This is a genomic window from Paenibacillus sp. NAIST15-1 (genome assembly GCF_001894745.1).
GTDB lineage: Bacteria > Bacillota > Bacilli > Paenibacillales > Paenibacillaceae > Paenibacillus_B > Paenibacillus_B suaedae.
The window spans coordinates 1-17,608 of sequence record NZ_BBYF01000029.1 but is presented as its reverse complement, the minus strand read 5'-3'; the positions used below and the strand labels follow the sequence as shown (position 1 = coordinate 17,608).

Annotated in this window: 17 protein-coding genes; 4 read left to right on the top strand and 13 right to left on the bottom strand. The window is 40.9% G+C overall.

The genetic code is table 11. The annotated features are described in order from the left end of the window. Window positions 1-57: 57 nt before the first annotated feature. From PBN151_RS29570 to PBN151_RS29555, 4 genes are all read right to left on the bottom strand, one after another. Entirely contained in the window at window positions 58-516 is a 459-nt protein-coding gene (locus PBN151_RS29570; RefSeq protein WP_072732165.1) for a hypothetical protein, read from the bottom strand. Window positions 517-554: 38 nt separating this feature from the next. Further along, window positions 555-1,103 carry a DUF6630 family protein gene (locus PBN151_RS29565; protein WP_072732164.1) on the bottom strand — a complete coding sequence of 183 codons (549 nt, stop codon included), beginning with the start codon at window positions 1,101-1,103 and terminating at the stop codon, window positions 555-557. A 62-nt stretch (window positions 1,104-1,165) separates the two neighbouring features. Then, window positions 1,166-2,020, bottom strand: coding sequence for a hypothetical protein (locus PBN151_RS29560; RefSeq protein WP_072732163.1), 855 nt, complete (start codon window positions 2,018-2,020; stop codon window positions 1,166-1,168). Window positions 2,021-2,037: 17 nt separating this feature from the next. Then, window positions 2,038-2,658: a hypothetical protein gene (locus PBN151_RS29555; protein ID WP_072732162.1), complete on the bottom strand. Its 621-nt coding sequence runs from the start codon at window positions 2,656-2,658 to the stop codon at window positions 2,038-2,040. 239 nt (window positions 2,659-2,897) lie between these two features. Here PBN151_RS29555 and PBN151_RS29550 point away from each other — a divergent pair, with 239 nt between their 5' ends. The 3 genes from PBN151_RS29550 to PBN151_RS29540 all read left to right on the top strand — a co-directional run bounded on the left by PBN151_RS29550 (window position 2,898) and on the right by PBN151_RS29540 (window position 6,549). Next, complete coding sequence (locus tag PBN151_RS29550; RefSeq protein ID WP_227775220.1) at window positions 2,898-4,130, top strand: alpha/beta hydrolase; 1,233 nt, start codon at window positions 2,898-2,900, stop codon at window positions 4,128-4,130. A 422-nt stretch (window positions 4,131-4,552) separates the two neighbouring features. Then, window positions 4,553-5,437 carry an alpha/beta hydrolase gene (locus PBN151_RS29545; RefSeq protein ID WP_227775218.1) on the top strand — a complete coding sequence of 295 codons (885 nt, stop codon included), beginning with the start codon at window positions 4,553-4,555 and terminating at the stop codon, window positions 5,435-5,437. A gap of 17 nt (window positions 5,438-5,454) precedes the next feature. Continuing rightward, window positions 5,455-6,549: an alpha/beta hydrolase gene (locus PBN151_RS29540; protein WP_072732160.1), complete on the top strand. Its 1,095-nt coding sequence runs from the start codon at window positions 5,455-5,457 to the stop codon at window positions 6,547-6,549. Here the strand turns inward: PBN151_RS29540 and PBN151_RS29535 are convergent. The 4 genes from PBN151_RS29535 to PBN151_RS29520 form a co-directional block, all read right to left on the bottom strand. After that, on the bottom strand, window positions 6,532-7,161 hold the full coding sequence (locus tag PBN151_RS29535) for a hypothetical protein (RefSeq protein ID WP_072732159.1): 630 nt from the start codon (window positions 7,159-7,161) through the stop codon (window positions 6,532-6,534). The genes PBN151_RS29540 and PBN151_RS29535 overlap by 18 nt on opposite strands. 220 nt (window positions 7,162-7,381) lie before the next feature. Next, window positions 7,382-8,602: an amidohydrolase gene (locus tag PBN151_RS29530; RefSeq protein ID WP_072732158.1), complete on the bottom strand. Its 1,221-nt coding sequence runs from the start codon at window positions 8,600-8,602 to the stop codon at window positions 7,382-7,384. Window positions 8,603-8,638: 36 nt separating this feature from the next. Then, window positions 8,639-9,862 carry an amidohydrolase family protein gene (locus tag PBN151_RS29525; RefSeq protein WP_072732157.1) on the bottom strand — a complete coding sequence of 408 codons (1,224 nt, stop codon included), beginning with the start codon at window positions 9,860-9,862 and terminating at the stop codon, window positions 8,639-8,641. A 33-nt stretch (window positions 9,863-9,895) separates the two neighbouring features. Then, on the bottom strand, window positions 9,896-10,369 hold the full coding sequence (locus tag PBN151_RS29520) for a nucleoside deaminase (protein WP_227775217.1): 474 nt from the start codon (window positions 10,367-10,369) through the stop codon (window positions 9,896-9,898). Between the two features lie 193 nt (window positions 10,370-10,562). Here PBN151_RS29520 and PBN151_RS29515 point away from each other — a divergent pair, with 193 nt between their 5' ends. Beyond that, the gene (locus tag PBN151_RS29515) at window positions 10,563-11,477 is read left to right on the top strand and encodes a LysR family transcriptional regulator (RefSeq protein WP_072732156.1); all 915 of its coding nucleotides are present in this window, start codon (window positions 10,563-10,565) and stop codon (window positions 11,475-11,477) included. A 142-nt stretch (window positions 11,478-11,619) separates the two neighbouring features. Here the strand turns inward: PBN151_RS29515 and PBN151_RS29510 are convergent, their stop codons facing one another. The 5 genes from PBN151_RS29510 to PBN151_RS29490 form a co-directional block, all read right to left on the bottom strand. Beyond that, window positions 11,620-12,828, bottom strand: coding sequence for an MFS transporter (locus PBN151_RS29510; RefSeq protein ID WP_370510463.1), 1,209 nt, complete (start codon window positions 12,826-12,828; stop codon window positions 11,620-11,622). Window positions 12,829-13,194: 366 nt separating this feature from the next. Next, window positions 13,195-13,722: a dioxygenase family protein gene (locus tag PBN151_RS29505; protein ID WP_072732154.1), complete on the bottom strand. Its 528-nt coding sequence runs from the start codon at window positions 13,720-13,722 to the stop codon at window positions 13,195-13,197. Window positions 13,723-14,597: 875 nt separating this feature from the next. Next, on the bottom strand, window positions 14,598-15,923 hold the full coding sequence (locus tag PBN151_RS29500) for an RES family NAD+ phosphorylase (RefSeq protein ID WP_072732153.1): 1,326 nt from the start codon (window positions 15,921-15,923) through the stop codon (window positions 14,598-14,600). Window positions 15,924-16,255: 332 nt separating this feature from the next. Then, window positions 16,256-16,435 (bottom strand): restriction endonuclease, encoded by a 180-nt coding sequence (locus PBN151_RS32615; RefSeq protein WP_083545390.1) that lies wholly within the window; start codon window positions 16,433-16,435, stop codon window positions 16,256-16,258. A 279-nt stretch (window positions 16,436-16,714) separates the two neighbouring features. Then, window positions 16,715-17,608, bottom strand: an 894-nt coding sequence (locus tag PBN151_RS29490; RefSeq protein ID WP_072732152.1) for a retron St85 family RNA-directed DNA polymerase, incomplete at its 5' end; no start/stop codon positions are given.

The following is a 17,608-nucleotide window of genomic DNA, read 5'->3' as shown; positions in this document are numbered from 1 at the left end:
TAAAGTCATCCGCAGATACTCTCACAACGTCTGGATCTTCCGGAACTTGAACTATCTTTATTTATCAAGATCTACAGACCAATCAATCTCTTCCTTAAACCAATTGTTCAATTTTGTTGACCCATTATCCATTTTCAATGGGATTTCTCTTGCCCACATTTTAATGTCATCTATGAACATCTCTTTATCAAGTCCTTCAAAGTTGTGTTTCTTTAGCGCAGTGTTTAGGAACTCTAAAAATAGATTTCCCAAATGATATCGTTGCTCTACTTTATACATTTTTTCATATTCTTCTACCTTGACTGCAATATCGATTGTCAGATAGTTATCTTTTTTCGTGTATCTAATAAATGACCTTCTTCCATAGGACTCAGGCAAGCATCTAAAGGCTATCCCGATCGAGACATCAACATGACCATATTTTGAGTTTATGTTAGATTCCAATGCACTACTTAATTCACTTGCTAAATCGCCAACTCTCGTACCTGCAGTATCTGAGACTATTGAAAAATCCATGCAGCGCTCCTCCTACTCAGAAATGATTCCTTTCTTTTTCAGGAACAAAAGCCATTCATCGTAGTTCCGTCTTCATCCTCTACTTCAAAAGAATCTTGAATTCGATAACCGGCTTCTTGTGCCAACTCCTTAATTTCATTAATGTCAGTTGATGGAACCGTGATCAGAACGTAACAGTCACTTTCCATATCCAAACATGCCAACGAGATTCCCTTTTCACTTAGCCCTTTGGAAATTTCATTTAAATACTGAGATGTTGGCAGCTCATCAAATTCTCCATCCTCAAAGTCTTCCCAGCTTATGCACGCCATTTTCTTTCTATCTAGCAATTCATCAACAACATCGCATAGGTATAAACCTGATTCTTTCCAATCGATTTCAAATGCCAAATCATGATCAAGAAGTGCGTCGACCAACGAAATCCATGCCAATTGATCAATCGGGCTATCGATCCCTCTTTCATCCAGTCGATCTTTGAACTTCTCGAAATAGGCTTCTGGCTTTTCTATAGCTAATGAAACCTCTGAATAAATTTCTTCCTCCACATCATATGAGAGCCTTTGCACAAGCAACAGCATTGCATTCATATCACTCACTCCTTTTCTGCCCACAGTTGAAGACTCTTTAAAATTTCCACAATGAAATGCCTTTAACGTATGATGCGTTGCGAATCATGTACTTTTTCATTTTGAATGACGAATTGCAAAATCTCATCCTCATCCATTTTGTATCCTGGTTTATCCTTTGGAATTGCTGCCAGAGGCGTTTGAAGCAACGGATGCTCTATATTAGGGGTAGCTAGTCCCTCTTTTTCTCTGATGAATTGAATGCAATAATAATCGTAAGGAATACAGTCATACGATAATATTTCACTTAATTTATGTGGCGTGTCGCTTAGACTATAGATGTGAAAATCACATAGTTCATATAGGCACTCTCCAAAATGATTTGTATCGTTCCAACTGCGCATTAATTTTTGGTAGACATGATCTTCTGGTAAAATATCAAACAATTCAGGCATTTCTCCCGTTTTCCATTTGTGATATAGGCATGTCATAAAAACATGATGCGTCTTATTCTCCGCATAAAAATCTCGATTTTTCGTGAACATATTCGTTGCATATTTGTAAGTTAGCTCTGCAATATCTTCATAACCCCACAATAAGGAAAGCCCGATAAGCCCACCTATTTGTCTGTCAGATACACTTCCTCTACTTGGATTGCTTTTGATCATTTGTATCAACCAAAAAAGTTGCTGCTCTAATAAAATCCATGCTGATGGTTCCCCGTTTAGTATTCTATGTTTTGCATTCATTTCAAGGTGAACACCTATTCCCATTTTTAAGCGATCGGCTAAACGATTTCGTTCGTTTTTGTCAATTAAGTCCTTCATTTCATTCAGTCGAGCATCACGTATTTCTTTCACTTCTTCATCTGAGATTACTCGTTTTTTGTACTCTTTTATCGCTCGTTCAAAATACTTCCAATACTTATTCGCGCGCATTCTTCCACCCCTTCACATTAAGAATATTGCCAATAACTTTGTATGGGGTTCTCAATCGAACCTTCTAACATTTGTGCATATAAATAGATAGCACCGAACGCAAAGGGATAACTTTTTCTAGGCTTTATGAGTGTATCAGGATACCCATCCTCATCGACCTGGAATATGAAATCAAAACCGTCATCATGCAACTCCGTATAGTAATACTTTTCTCCTTGAATATGCCTTGGAATTCCCCCAAATTTAATAAGATAACGTTCTTCAAATGACGCTTTATCACTTACAATACTGGCTTCCGAAATATAGTGCTTTACTAAATCAGGATCGGCAAAAGTATCAAGTTTACTCTCTTCTGTTTTAGGGTGTTTTATTGTGAATAATGAACAATCTGGATATCTATTTTTAGAAATACGATCTTCAAAATCTTTAGGAGCAAAAATGGAGATCATCTCCGTTTCATCAAAAGGGTTAACGATACAACAATAAAAATACCTCTCCATATCCTTATTAACCATGCCTTCTCGTTCATCAAAATAGGCCGGTGCGTTCCCTCCGATCCATCCATTATGGCAATCATTTTCACTCGTTTGAAAAAGCATACACTCTTTTCGTTCTTTAAGTTTTTTTAGATTTTCCATTGTGTTCTCCCTTCTCTATTTTCATTTCGAGTAACACCGTCCTGTTCATCTTCTCACCATACTTCGACATTTATCGAGTTAAATCCTACCAAAAGGGAAGGGGTGAGCCATGTCTTAAATCGTCAAAAGCCTGCCCAAAGGATCATATGGCTATTGCCCTTATGTACATTATCAAATTGGCGCTTGCCTGTTATGATGAGATGATTCACTAGGATGATACAGAATAGGAAGGTGATTGTATGACAACGAATATGGAGAATTCTATAAGTATACAACAGACAAAGCAAACCACATCTTGGCGCCCGAGGGGCTTTATACAGTGGCTGCTGACCATTGTTGCAGGGATAGCGCTCCCTTTGTTCAGTATGATGGCATACTACATCTTTTATCCAAGCAATCTTTTTAATGTCACAAGCCTGCTCGCCTTTTTTGCATTAATACAGCCGACGTTTCTCCTCATTACAACATTGATTATGATCGGTTTATTCATTCTAGCGTTTTGGAAAAGAGCATTAATTGCACGAGTAATCTTGATACCATTAGTGCTGCTGCTCATCTTTCTAAACATATATCCCGTTACAAGCCTGCTTAGCTATGCGAAGAGCGAGAACGTTCCCGTTTCTATTGGGTCTCATTTCTCCTTTGCGGGTAAAGTATCATCAGAGCCGTTAAAAGATGTGGTATATGGGAAGACAGCAGATGGTACCGAGTTGAAGCTGAGTGTCTGGCTTGCTAAGCAGCAGCCAGAAGGAACGCTTGCCCCTGCTGTTGTGAAAGTACATGGCGGCGGATGGGTAGAGGGGGATCAAGATAACAATCCTTACTGGAATCAATGGCTGAATGAACTGGGCTATACGGTGTTCGATATGCAATATCGCATGCCGCCTCAAGCAGGATGGAAGGATGAAGTGGGGGACGTCAAATCAGCACTGGGCTGGGTTTTGCAGCATGCAGATACCTACAAGATTGATCCCAAGAAAATAAATGTCATGGGAGATTCAGCAGGGGGCAATCTGGTTATGCTGGCTGCTTATAGTATGGGAAGCAAAGAGCTGCCACCTTCAACTGATGTTCCTGAGGTTCCTGTCAACGCTGTGGTTAATTTGTACGGACCAGCAGATATGGCGGTCTTCTATACCAACAATCGAAGCTATAGCTATGTTGAAAATGTGCTGGAGCAGTATATTGGAGGCACACCTTCTCAATACCCTGATCGTTATCAAATTCTTTCACCGATTACCTATATACAGAAGAATTCACCGCCTACCATTAGTTTTATAGGTAGAAAGGATCGTATTGTGACCGAGGAACAAATTGAAATTTTAGATAAGAAGTTGTCTCAGCATGGCGCAGCTCATGAGTTTTACTTTCTTCCTGCCTCTGATCACGTATTTGATGCACAACCGGGTAGTTTGGGCACTCAAATTGCAAGAGCGAAAGTAAAAGCATTTCTTCAAAAATATAACTCGTGAACACGAACAGTAACAGACACACGAGACGAGAGATAGAAAGAATGTAATATCTTCCTTTTATCTATTGCGCAAAATACATGACAGGAGTGCCAGAGATGATAAACAAACCGAATTTCCGATCTACTCTACGCCCCAAAGGAAAGCTGCAATGGACTTTGACTATTGTGGCGTTCATACTTTGTCTTATTTCGCCCTTTCTCTTATACTATACGGTTTATCCACACAGCGCTTATCATGTATTCAGTATACTTGCCATGGTGTTTAGCATTGATCCCAGAATCATGCTGATTACAGTTGCTATAATTATCCTCTTTGGCGTGTTTGCATTTTGGAAAAAAACATTTCTGGCAGCTATTGCGTGTATGATTACGCTGTGCTTATTTAGTTCGGCAATGTTCTATCAATTCTACGGAGTATATAGCATGGCAAAGGATGAAAATATCTCTCTCTCCATCGTTCAAAACTTTGGAAAGAGCAGTACCTATACAGATCTGCCAAATCATTCGATGAATGATATCGTTTATGCAACCCTAAAGGACGGTACCAAACTGCTGTTGAATGTGTGGCCAGCTCAGAATGCAAATGCCGATAAGCCAGGTCCTGCTATCGTAAGAATTCATGGTGGCGGATGGGTAGAGGGGGGGCGTGGCGAGAGTCCTCATTGGAATCAGTGGTTGAATGAGAATGGATACACGGTGTTTGATGTGGAATATCGGATGCCGCCTCCCGAGCGCTGGAAGGTTGAGGTTGGTGACGTTAAAGCAGCTATCGGATGGGTAGCGGAGAACGCAAGCACTTACAATATCGATCCCGAACGAATCAGTCTTATGGGCCAATCCGCTGGAGGAAATCTTGCCATGCTGGCAGCATATAGCATGAATAGTGGTTCGTTGCCGCCTTCAGTCGGGGATACTGTCGTGCCTATCAAATCTGTAATCAATTTTTATGGTCCAAGCGATTTGACAAGGTTATTCGATTATTCCCTGAGCTTGGATTATGTGCATAATATACTGAGTCAATACATTGGTGGCTCGCCTAGTGACTTTCCGGAACGGTATCAAGCAGTCTCGCCAATCCAGTATATCAATTCAACCACGCCCCCGACGATTACATTCCTGGGACTGAACGATCATATCATTCCAGCAGAGCAAGTAGAGGTATTGGATCAAGCGATGACAAACGCAGGAGCTTATCATGAAATGTATTTACTGCCTGGTGCTGATCATGCTTTTGACACTTATCTAGGAAATATTGCGACTCAGTATGCAAGAGCAAAGCTCGAAGCATTTCTAAAAGAGCATAGTTAATCATAAGGAGTTCTTCGATGAAGCTCAAAAGAAAAATGATATCCATATTGTTATTTTCAGTATTATCAATAATCATTGTCGCACTATTGGCGGTCAATATTAGCCCTAAGCCTGTGAGCTATTTAACTCGCGCTATCTTTGATCATTCAGAAAAAGCGATGCTTTATCCACGTAAAAGCAACTATGAAGCATTGAAGGCGAAGGTTGTAACCCAAACGGATTTGATTTACCCGTCCGAACATAAAAATAATAGCTTTGATTTAATCCTTCCTAAGGGGAAGAAGAATGTCCCTATCCTATTCTGGGTGCATGGTGGTGCATTTGTAGGAGGTGACAAGCGAGACTGTCTGGAATATCTGGAGATGATCGCTGCCCACGGCTACGCAGTGGTAAACATGAATTATGAACGGACACCTGAAGTTGTTCATCCTACACCTATCAAACAAATGACAGAGCTTGTTCGTTATGTGGCTTCGCAAGCAGAAGAGCATTCGATAGACTTGCAAAGGGTGTTTATTGGCGGTGATTCTGCAGGCGCTCAAATTGCTGGAGAATTTACAAATGTACAAAACAATCCAGCGGTACAGGAGGCACTCCATATGAAGCCTGTTCTGAAGAGCGAACAGATTAAAGGCTATATTTCTTTTAGTGGTCTGCTAAACCTTAAAGAATATGATGAGACGGATAGCGGCTTGGGCAACTTTCTATTTAGGCAAACAGCTTGGGCTTATTTTGAGGATCGAAGCTGGAAAGAATCCACTAGCGTTGCAATGGCTTCGTTAATTGGAAACATCACAGCCTCATTTCCTCCCACTTATATGACAGATGGCAACACTAATTCCTTTGAAAAGCAAATGCCTGAGTTGAAGACAGAGCTGGAGAAGTGGAATATCCCTGTGGAAATGACATATTTCACGAAGGAAGCAGCAACTTTACAACATGAATATCAATTTGATTTCTCAATCAAAGAAGCAAATGTTAATTTTGATCATGTCGTCTTATTTTTAGAGAATTATAAAGATCGTCTGTTAATCGCCCCCATCTACACAAAAAAGCCTCAGAGCATTATCTCTGAGGCAAATCTTTATCGTTTGTTATATAATCTCGCCTAACCAAACATCTCCAACTCTAACATGATAAACAGTATCCTCACCGAAACTTAACTTTACAGTCTCGTACTTGTATGCTTTGTTTTTTATAGCTTCAATATCCTTGTCGCCCCTAACCCCCATACCAATATCCTCTTCTAGGTCAGAAAGCCAATAATCATCTGAATCTATAGCAAGTTCCCAGTTTAATTCTTGAAGACCAGGTATGTCCCCATACAAATGTGAGGGAAATGCCTTTTTATCGTTGCTTTTGTCGAATGTATTATCGTAAAAATGTAAACATTCACGAAAAGCGACAACAATTTGTGAATTAATAAAGTTCGGATTATAGAGCCAAATTTTCAGATAAAATGGTTCATTTAATCTGTTCATCTGCCTGAACCAAGATTGGTAAACTTCTATCATTGCCTTAAGTATGAAACGAGAATACCATATCGGAGGATTGCGTCTAGTAAACCTGTAAAAAGGGTCAATCCACAACTTTACATAGTCTCTTCTGTTACGGCATAATTGTTCTATGTCCAAATTAATATGTCGTTGTTTCCATTGTTCAATCTGCTTCATTCTACGCTTCCAACCACGAATTTTCTTTTTGTTTGAAGATGGATTTGCCATTTTACCGCCCTTCACATTCCGATTGTTCACTCTACATAAAAAATTCCACTCAATAATGAAAAACCCTTCCAGTCAAAGGAAGGGTTTGGGCATCGATACATTTTATTTATCTATTCGTACCAACCGTGAACAGCACTTGCAATTCGTTCAATCGAACTACCTTACAAGCGTGGCGTGCTCACCGTCGGAAGACCGCGCACGTGCGACGCGGCATTTCCCATTAAACCGAGCCTGATACGATATTGCCTCTGAACATCGTGGCGACACGTTTCGAACTTCTTGCGATAGCTTCAGCCGAACAAGAAGCTTCGACTAGCACCATATTTGCATCGTCTCCGACTTGGGGCCATACTCTTTCGCCATTATCATTTAATGGTGTCTTGCCATCAGTAATAAATTGTAGCGTCCGGGCTAATGACCGCTCATCGGACCATCCGTACATTTCCGCCAAACGACCGGCGCGCTCCAAAATATCCCCATTGCCAAAAGGCGACCAAACATCAAAAATATTATCGCATCCGACGGCAACCGTAACACCTTTCCGGTGTAATAGACCGACTGGCGGAAACTTGCGGTTTATCGGTACGCTTGTAATAATGGAGACCCCTGCATCCGACAGAAGCTCTCCCATGACTTCCGCTTGAGCTTGAGAAATGTCCCCCAACCCAAAGGCATGGCTGACGGCAACCTTGCCTTGCAATCCTGCTTCTTTCGTTAACTGGGCCAATCGCTTTATCGTAAACACACCAAGATGATCGGCGTCATGCAAGTGCAGGTCAATGCCCGCATTTCCTTCTACGGCTAGCTCCACCATTTCCTGCAAGGAAGCTTCGAGATCACCATCCACCGTGGCTGGATCGACGCCACCTACGAAGCCTGCTCCTTGGCGAAGGGCTTCCTTAACCAACTGCTTCGACTTGGAACGCAATAAACCGTGCTGTGGAAAAGCAACGATTTCGTAGGTCAGCTTCCCATCAAATGTTTGCAGGGCTCGCTTAACTTGTTCCAAATTCTCCAATCCAACCTCAGGATAAACATCGACATGCGTGCGCACATGCGTTACACCAGACTTCACATAAATATCAAGCAGCTGTTCCGCGCGTTCTTGCGTCGTTGTTTGCAAAGAAGGAAGTACTTGCTTCTCAATGTCAAACCGTTCAAAAATATTGCTTGCAGGTGTTACCGCACGCCATCGATCACCGAGCAATGTTTTATCCAAATGACAATGTTTTTCGATGAATGAAGGCAGCATCAGACGTTGTTTCGCATCTTTCTTAGGAAGTTCATCCGATACGGGCTCAACCGCTGGAACGATCTTTGCGATTTTCCCATCCTCGATCAAGAGATGATAGCATTCCGTTTCGGTACCCGTAATCACACCGTTATCTTGCTGAAATCCCGTTTCCAACAGGACATTGGTTAACCAATAAGCAGTATTCAAAGAAGCTCATCCTTTCTACGTTCTATGATAAAAGTGCTAAAGTTCTCCAGCCGCTAGATTCCCCTGAAAGACAACCGTGACCCTTCTTGCTCTTCGTGCAACCGCTTCGGCTGAACAACTTGCATCAACGAGAACGAGGTCGGCAGCGTCTCCGACATTAGGCCATATGCGTTGTCCATCCGCATTTAGAGGTGTTACGCCGCCTGTAATATACCCCAGTGCTTGTCCGAGGGAACGTTCGTCCTTCAGGCCGAATCGTTCCGCTAATGTACCTGCTTTTTCAAGGCTATCTCCTTTGCCAAAAGGAGACCAGTGATCCGTGATGCTGTCATCACCGAGGGAGATTTGCACACCCTTTTCGCTTAAGAGCGGAATCGGAATTGTCCTTCCAAGCGGAACGGTGGATGTAATCGTAATCCGCTGCTCAGCTAACAGATCTGCCACTTGACTCGCCTCTTCCAGAGAGATATCGGCCAACGCCAGAGCATGGCTGATGTTGACTCTTCCTTGCCACCCGGCTTCCTCTGTTAACGCGGCCAATCGTTGAAAGGTAAAAATGCCAAGATGGCCTGGATCATGGATATGAAGATCAATACCCGCATCCGCTTCCACGGCTAGTTCCATTACCGTGTGCAGCGACTTCTCGATATTGCCGTCGATGGTTGCAGGGTCAACGCCGCCAACGAGAGCAGCACCGCTTCTCAATGCTTCTCTTACGAGAGAAACAGATTCACTGCGCAATAATCCATGCTGCGGGAACGCCACAATTTCAACCGAAGCTTTTCCTTTGTAAGTTTCTACGGCCTGAAGCGTGGCTTCCAAATTCCGCAGTCCTATATATGGATCGACATTACAATGGGTACGAATACGGGTCGAACCGGCATTGGTCAGCAATCCCAGCAAGTTCTCTGCCCTTTCCTTGGAAACAGGCAACAAGCGCGGGAGTAATTCTTGTTCTTCCTCCAGCCTTGTCAAAAGTCCTTTACGTGGAATCGTTGGCGCCTTCCATGGGCCACTGTAGTATGTCTTATCAAGATGGATATGCATATCGCGGAATGATGGGAGCATGAGATGTCCATTTGCATCCCGTGTAGGCATATTTGTTTCTAACGGTTGATCTGCGGGAACGATCTCGCTGATTTTCCCATCTACAATCTGTACACGAAAAAGCATGGTTTCTGTTCCCGTTATGGTGCCATTCTCATATTGATAGCCGGTCTCCAACCGCACATTCGTTAACCAGTAAGCATTATCCGCCACTTCCGTCTCCTCCTTCGCCGCAACTGTTCGCACTTATTTATGGTTTAATTCGCTCCAGCGCTCATATACCTTAATCGCATCTTCGTCTTTATGCTGAACCATAGGCAATCTACGCTGCTCAATAGGTTTGGAGTATTCATCATAGAAAGTTTCCAATTCAAAATACTTGCGATTATCTTTATAAAAAGGAGCATAATCTTCTCGTGTTGTAATATAAACCACTTTTGCAGGACTGCAATAATAAAGAGCGCCCAAACACATTGGGCACGGACTTGCAAGAATATAAATGTCACAATCATTCAAATGCTCGGTTTGCAGCTTTTTACATGCTTCTCTGATAGCAAGAATCTCCGCATGAGCTGTCGGATCACTAGTTTGCGCCACAAGATTCGGACTCTCGGCAATGATTTCTCCATCTCTAACGATCACAGTAGCAAAGGGTCTGCCACCTTCTTCAACATTTGTAAGAGCCAGTTGTATGGTACGTTTTACAAAATCCACAATCATCACCTCATGTCGCATAATCCATTTCCAAACCAGCCCGTAAGACAAGCATTACAAGCAGCAAGAGACGAGACGTCGCTCGGTCTCCTTTATCGTTCTTTACAAATATGCTAACATGAAGGCGATCAAACGAAAAATATATAATAAATTAGTTATATATATGTTTTTCATATATGAGAAAGGAGTCTATGCAACGATGGATATCAGACAGCTTCGCTATTTTATTGCGATTGTGGAGGAAAGAAGCATATCAGCCGCAGCGAGAAGACTTCATATTTCTCAACCACCTCTAAGCCAACAATTGAGAGCAATGGAAGAGGAACTCGGCGCAATATTGTTGGAGAGAAACGGTAAACACATGGAAGTAACGGATGCAGGCAAGACCTTATATTCCTATGCCTTGCAAATGGATCAATTAATGCAAGAGGCTAAAATGGAAGTGAATGAGGTCGAGAATGGGGTGAACGGCAAACTGACGATGGGTGTAAATACGTTTTCGGTTCCTGATTTGCCTGAAATCCTCCATCAATTTCAAAAGCACTATCCAAAGGTAACGTACAAAATCCAACAAAATGAGTCCGCTCATCTGTGTCAGTTAGTCCGGGATCGGGCTGTCGAATTAGCATTCATACGATTACCGCTTGAATTGGACGATTTCTCCGTACTTCACCTGTATACCGAACCGTTTTATTGGATTACATCGCAGAAACAGAAACGGTTTGAACATGAAGTAACGCTTGCGGACACGGCTAACGAACCGCTCTTATTGCCAAGTACGCAGGGATTAGGTGTACACTATTCCATTTTGGAGGCATACTCAAGGCATGATCTACATCCCCTTGTTGTCGGCGAATGTTCCGATATATCGCTGTTGATGGAGTTAGTTTCCACTGACTTTTGTTCGTCGATCGTTCCGGAAACATTGCTTCATCGTCATAAAGGTTTTTCGATTCATGCGTACAAAATTTCTTCTACCGTTGGGATGTCTTCTCCACTCGGGCTAATTTGGCTAAAAAATCACCGTTTATCCAACACGGCTCGGAATTTTATCGATTTGTTCAAAAAAGAAAGCAGGTATCTTCAGCATCATGCGCATAAGGAAATGGATTGATTCAAGCCCTATTATGGAGTCCAATTTTTTGTGACATGTGGAAATTAAAAAAAGACCCTCGGATCATGAAGAACCGGGATCTTTTGAGTCATTTTCAAACGAATGATTTCACTGCTTTGAAGCAAATCGTACCGAGAGCACATCAGCTATGTTGAGGAGAACTTAGATTTTTCAATCGACTTCCCGTGAAGATACTGCTCACGAGCAATACGAATGCGCCAAACAGATAGGGCAAGTCGAAGTGGACTTCAAACAAAATACCTGCCAACAACGGTCCAAATATCGTACCAAGACTCGTATAGGCATTATTCATCCCTGCCACAAACCCTTGTTCATCCCCGGCTACTCGAGACAGCAGCGTATTGATCGTGGGGCGCAAAATATTATTGAACGTAAAGAATAACATCGTGATTACCATGACATAGTAGAAATCGCCAGAGATTAATAGGAATACAAGAGAAACCGCCGATAACAACAACATGGCAACAATAATCTGTTTTTCCCCGAAACGTCGTGTAATCCGGTCGGTCAACAACAGTTGATTCAACGTGCCGATGAGCGAACATACGGTAAGCAAAATAGCGATTTGACTCGTCGTGAATCCGTACACCTGTACGACAAAGAGCGGGAAAATCGCTTCAAAATGCGTTAGACCGAAGGTCATCGTGAAAACAATGAGCAACTTGACAAAATAGCGCGACCGAACCGAAAGCGCGATTTGCCTGAACACATTGTCCCTCTTTTCCTCCACTTGCCGACGCATTTGGCGAATGTTCGCCGACACCGATTCAGGCAATCCCCAGAAGCTGCAAACCATTGCCAGCACTCCTACACATGCGGATACATAGAATGGCATCTTGATTCCCCATTCCGCAAGCAATCCGCCGACACCCGGTCCAATAATAAATCCAGATGTCATCGACGCACCCAACCATGACATCGACTTGCTGCGCTGATCATCTGCTGTAATGTCAGCAATATACGCAATAATGGACGGGATTAAGGCTGCTGAGCCTATTCCACCAATCAATCGCGATGCGAATAATAAAGTTAGATCGCTTGCAAATGCTGCAAGCAGGTTAGAGAGTGCGAACAAGACCAAACCTATAATAATCATTGGTTTACGGCCGTATCGATCTGACAAATTGCCTGCAATGGGTGAGAATATAAACTGGGTCAGGCCGAAGCAGGAGACCAAATATCCTGCGGCCTGTCCGCTTGCCGAAAACTCCTCAAGAAGTTCCGGCACGATCGGAATGACAAGACCCATACTTAGATTAGCGAGAAACATGTTCAACAGCAGTAATGGAAACGCTGACTTAGATAACATTAATGACCACCTATATCGAATTGATAAAAAATTACGAGTCGGGAACTGAATACCAGTCCCTCTCTATCTGCATTTGTATATGTTAGCATGCGGCTATCTTCAATAAAAATATGAAAAACATATAGAGACTTAATATTTTTGATATACATAGAGGATACTTCTGTATGATCCTTACGGCGGCCGGCATATCAAGTCCAAGAAATCGGCTTTTTTGAAAAGGTTCTATATTGAAAAAAGAACGTCCCTGAAGTTGAAGGGCTCTTGATTCCTGAATTTATGTGATAATACATAAAAATGTTCTCAAAACTATTCTCTTGTATTCAGCATCATAGTCCCCCCAACGTACATATTAGAGAAAAAAGAGCAGACAAGCCGAGAGGAACGAATCTACATCCGCATCCTTTCGATTTGCTGCCCGATACCGGAAATCACTGCGACTTGTTCATAAGCCGCTGGAGTGAACCCACTTATAAAATTGGTCGAATTGCCGCTACTCGTATCAACCAGTCCTTCCAGCGAGATCAGAAACTTCCCTGCCGACGAGATCACTTCATTTTCGTTAATATAGGGACTAAGTTGCCTTGAATTATATGGTGACAAGGATTCAATTTCATAGGTAAACTCTTGAGGGAAAAATAATTGCGTTGTAAGGATATCTTTTGAATCTTCAAATATTTTAATGTGAATATGAGGCGTTCTAAGGTGATACCACGCAGGAATTATAGTTAAAAACTCTACCATGCCATTCTCGTCCGTAAACCGGCGTCCACGTAGAAATGTTTTATGGTCTGTCGGTGTGGCAGTTTGTCCTGGAGCAAAATGACTATTTTCATACCCTGAAAATCCTGAATAAACACCACAGGTGTTACTATTCCAAATATCAACGGTCAACCCACAAATGGGTCTGCATCCCATATACATCAACCACTCTTAATCAAAGTAAGAGGCCAACTCCAAACTGGTCTTCTCGAACATCTTTTCGAATCATGGAGTTCTTCAGATAAAAGGGCTCTTCACTCGTGGAACTCGTAAGTAGACATCTGTCTGTATCTTCGAAACTTTAGCTTACAATACAAAATTCGTTATACTGCTGTTTCAGGATATTTTTCTTGACCCATTGATTACACGGATTGTTCATATCTCGAAACATACATACTGTTCTCCTTTTGGTTTCTGATTATATCCTGAGCATATGCCTATATTTCGTAAAAGGTGCAAGTTGTTTATGAAACTGCCCTACCCGTCTCCTAGCTTATACATGATACAAAAAATGCTGAACCTAGCACTGCCGCTCAGTTTAGAGGAAATCTGGATGGACAGCATAGCTTACAAAATAAACACTTGCACAGAGATACTTATTAGACACAACAGCGAAGCTGCCGATATCATGTATGCATAATTATTTCTGAAAAGTTCCATCCCCTTCAGTATTTGAAGAAAAAGAAGCAGGTTTCCCTGCTTCTTCCGACTAAGTTTAGTCCATCCATCCTCGTCCTTCCGAACAAACAGAGGGCGTCACTCTACTTGTGACGAGTAGACAGTGACAACAAAAACATATATGAGTTCGTAGATTTGATGTTTGCTCAAAGTTAAGCTTAGTTGTATTTAGGGCTCGATTATCTTTTTACAGATATATAACAAATGGGATGATATCCCCAAGACAAAGGGGTGCTAGGCAGTTCAATAAGTAAGTTTATCAACCTCAAAGGTTCTAAACTCCTTTACTCTGGAGAAAGTTCATACAAACCCTTGTTCTTGGAAATTCAGATTTTATCCAATTTAATAAAAGGTCAGTTGAAATCCTCATCAGAGATCATTGGAAAATGATAAGTCCTTTCCTTTAACTCTGGAATATCAGTTATGATTTCAATTGCATTCCCTTGATCATCGGAGTCAAGAACTTCATAATAATGAACTTCGCGTAACACTAGCTCCTTATGGAAATAAGGAAGCTCGTTTGCCGGACTGAACCACAAACCAAAAGAATCGTAAGTGTCATTGAACAATTCTGGGTCTGGTCCAAAGAAAAGGACGTAGTTGTAAGTTCCTTTGACCAAGCTACTCTCATAAACTATTCCGTGATATCCTAGTTGACGAATGTACTCGGCTAGAACTTGTGTTGGAACGTATTCCAAGTCTTTTTCTATATCTGAAATGGGTTTGCTAATTTCCCATTTAAACTCCTGGATGAACTCATCAATCCAATTAAGATCATGATCATAATTCTCGTCAAAAATACTGAATTTGGGGATTTGTGGCTTTATTGATAAGTCGAGAACTTTAATATCTTTCTTAGGATTAAAATTGCCGACAATTACTTTACTTCCAATTGTTGCACGAATTTCTTGTAGGCATGTGGATAATGAATCAGCTAGATACATGTATGAAATTCCTGCAGGGCTCATTCGGTTATTTGGTGCATACTTAATTGGCGCAGGTGATGTTTCCTTATAAGCATTAATATCACGAAGCGTGTTTCCATCTTCTAACTCAAATGATCTTGCTCGGATCAATGTGTTTTGATGATTGAGTGTGGTTTGCATTGTATTGAATACCATTTCTAGCTGACTTAGTAATCTTCCTCGATCTGATTGTGGTCCCCCAATATCGAAGTATCGATTGAAATGCATGCAGGCGAATTTAAATTGTTCCCAAGCTGAATATGCGGTGGTGCTCTCACTACCGTAAAGTCCATTTTTTAGGACCAAACATTGATCTTCGATATCTCTATAATTGTCTTGTGCACCTTGCATAATATCCCGATCTGATGGTCCGCTAGTGCGAATCATTTCCTTAACCATTTTCTCAGCAACCATAATATTGACATGGGTATCGTCAAAGATTACTTCTTCTTCGATAAGAATATCAAAAACTGATTTTCCAGCAGTCGAATAGCAACTTTCTTCAGAATCATAATAAGCACCTGTTCCATCATTGAGATGTTCATATGCTTTTCCTATACATTCTCTAATGTAACATCCCACATCTTCTATTGGACAAACATTTACTTCTGTGCTCTGGCAATAGTCACAGTCACCTTCTAGATGTTCGTCTTGAATGAACTTAATAATGCCTTGGGATTGAAAACAATTTTCGCAACAGTTCTTGTGCAGCATTATACAGCCGCCTCCTAATATGGGAAGTTTAATCTTGTATAGCATTTATCGGATAATGATTTCATGATGATACGGTGAGTTCTTTGTGTAAAACGAAAGATAACTTAGACAATCGCACATCTTGTTAGTTTAGATGAAAATTATATTTTGAGCATTTAGTTCTGAGGGGCCCTTTTTGTTTAAATGAATCCCTCCGAATTACCTTTATTCGACATACCTCTGCCAAAATTATAGATTATGTTTATGTTAAGTACATCAGTTTGCAAGCAAGCATATGCTCTTATATGCAGTACAACAAACAAAAGACGGCATCTCTGCCATCTCCCTAACAGCTATTTGTTTTCATTTCTTGACTTTAACTTTTTCCTTAAGTAAAAAATCTCTATGAGTTTATTGGCTGTCATGTTATTCGAGTAATACTTACATTGAATAGCGATCAATTCACCCGTTTCCCTATTTTGTGCAACTAGGTCAAACCTAAGTACGGATGTTAAGAGAAGTTCCTGAACAATATGAAATTTCTAAGAAGGATATCTTCCCCTAACATAAGGAACTTACTCCGCTCTTCTATCCCTATCAGCAAAGCAACCGACTCCACATGTGACGAGTAGACAGTGACAACCGGCTCATAGTTGTTAGGATGTTTCCTGCGCCCAATAACAAAATTTACTCTTAAATTTATTCGTGCTCGAATTAAACGTATTCCTCCAATAATATAAAAACCTCTATACTGTTATGGGAAGGTCTCAGTAGTTTCCTAAATATGAATATTTGAGTAATAATAAATAAGACTAGTAATCCCAATGAATTGTGTTTAATTGTTCCAAAAATAATTCTCCTTGCCTTGGCTCTACCATTTTGACAAAAAAGGCTAGCCCGAATAAGTATTCTTTGAAATTTGAGTTTTGTAAATTCAATCTTCGCAAATGACTATTAACCCCAAATTGTTTGCAGTAGAATATTTGCTGTCGCAGATATTTTTTTGTTTCTACTGGTACGCTTATCTTCTGATTTACTATTAAACCAGTAACTTCTTGTCGCATATGTGAATATTGAATTCGTGTTTTTCCATGATTGATATGAAAACCCTCACTATGAATAATATTTTGAAAAACATTAAAATAGTTAACAATATATTTAGAACCTGAAATTGTTATGTCATCTGCATATCTAGTATAATCTGCACTAATTTTTTCACATAGCTTAAGAAAACGAACATCAAGTTTATAACTTAGAATATTAGAAATGTAAGGGCTAGTTGGAGCGCCTTGAGGCAACACATTCTGATAAGTACATAATTTTGACAAAATGAATGATACTTCATTAGTATAACCGTAGTACTTAAACAGATAAAACACATCATCGTATGTTATTGATGGAAAGAAGTCCTTTAAATCGATATTAACTAAGCATTCTTTACCAACATGTATCCTTGCGTTATCTACAATCGACTTACCTCTTACAAATCCTGTAGTTGCTTTTGATACTCGAATATTATACAAGACGTTATCAAGTATCCATCTCTGCACGTATTTTAATCCCTCAGTTGGGACAGAGAGTTTTCTAAACTGCCCCACTCTTTTTTTCGGGATTTTAACCTCTTTATAAAAGTCATCTGCCTGCATAAATAACTGAAAGCTCATAAGCCCCTTAATGAACTTGGACACTAAGAGTGTATATGATTT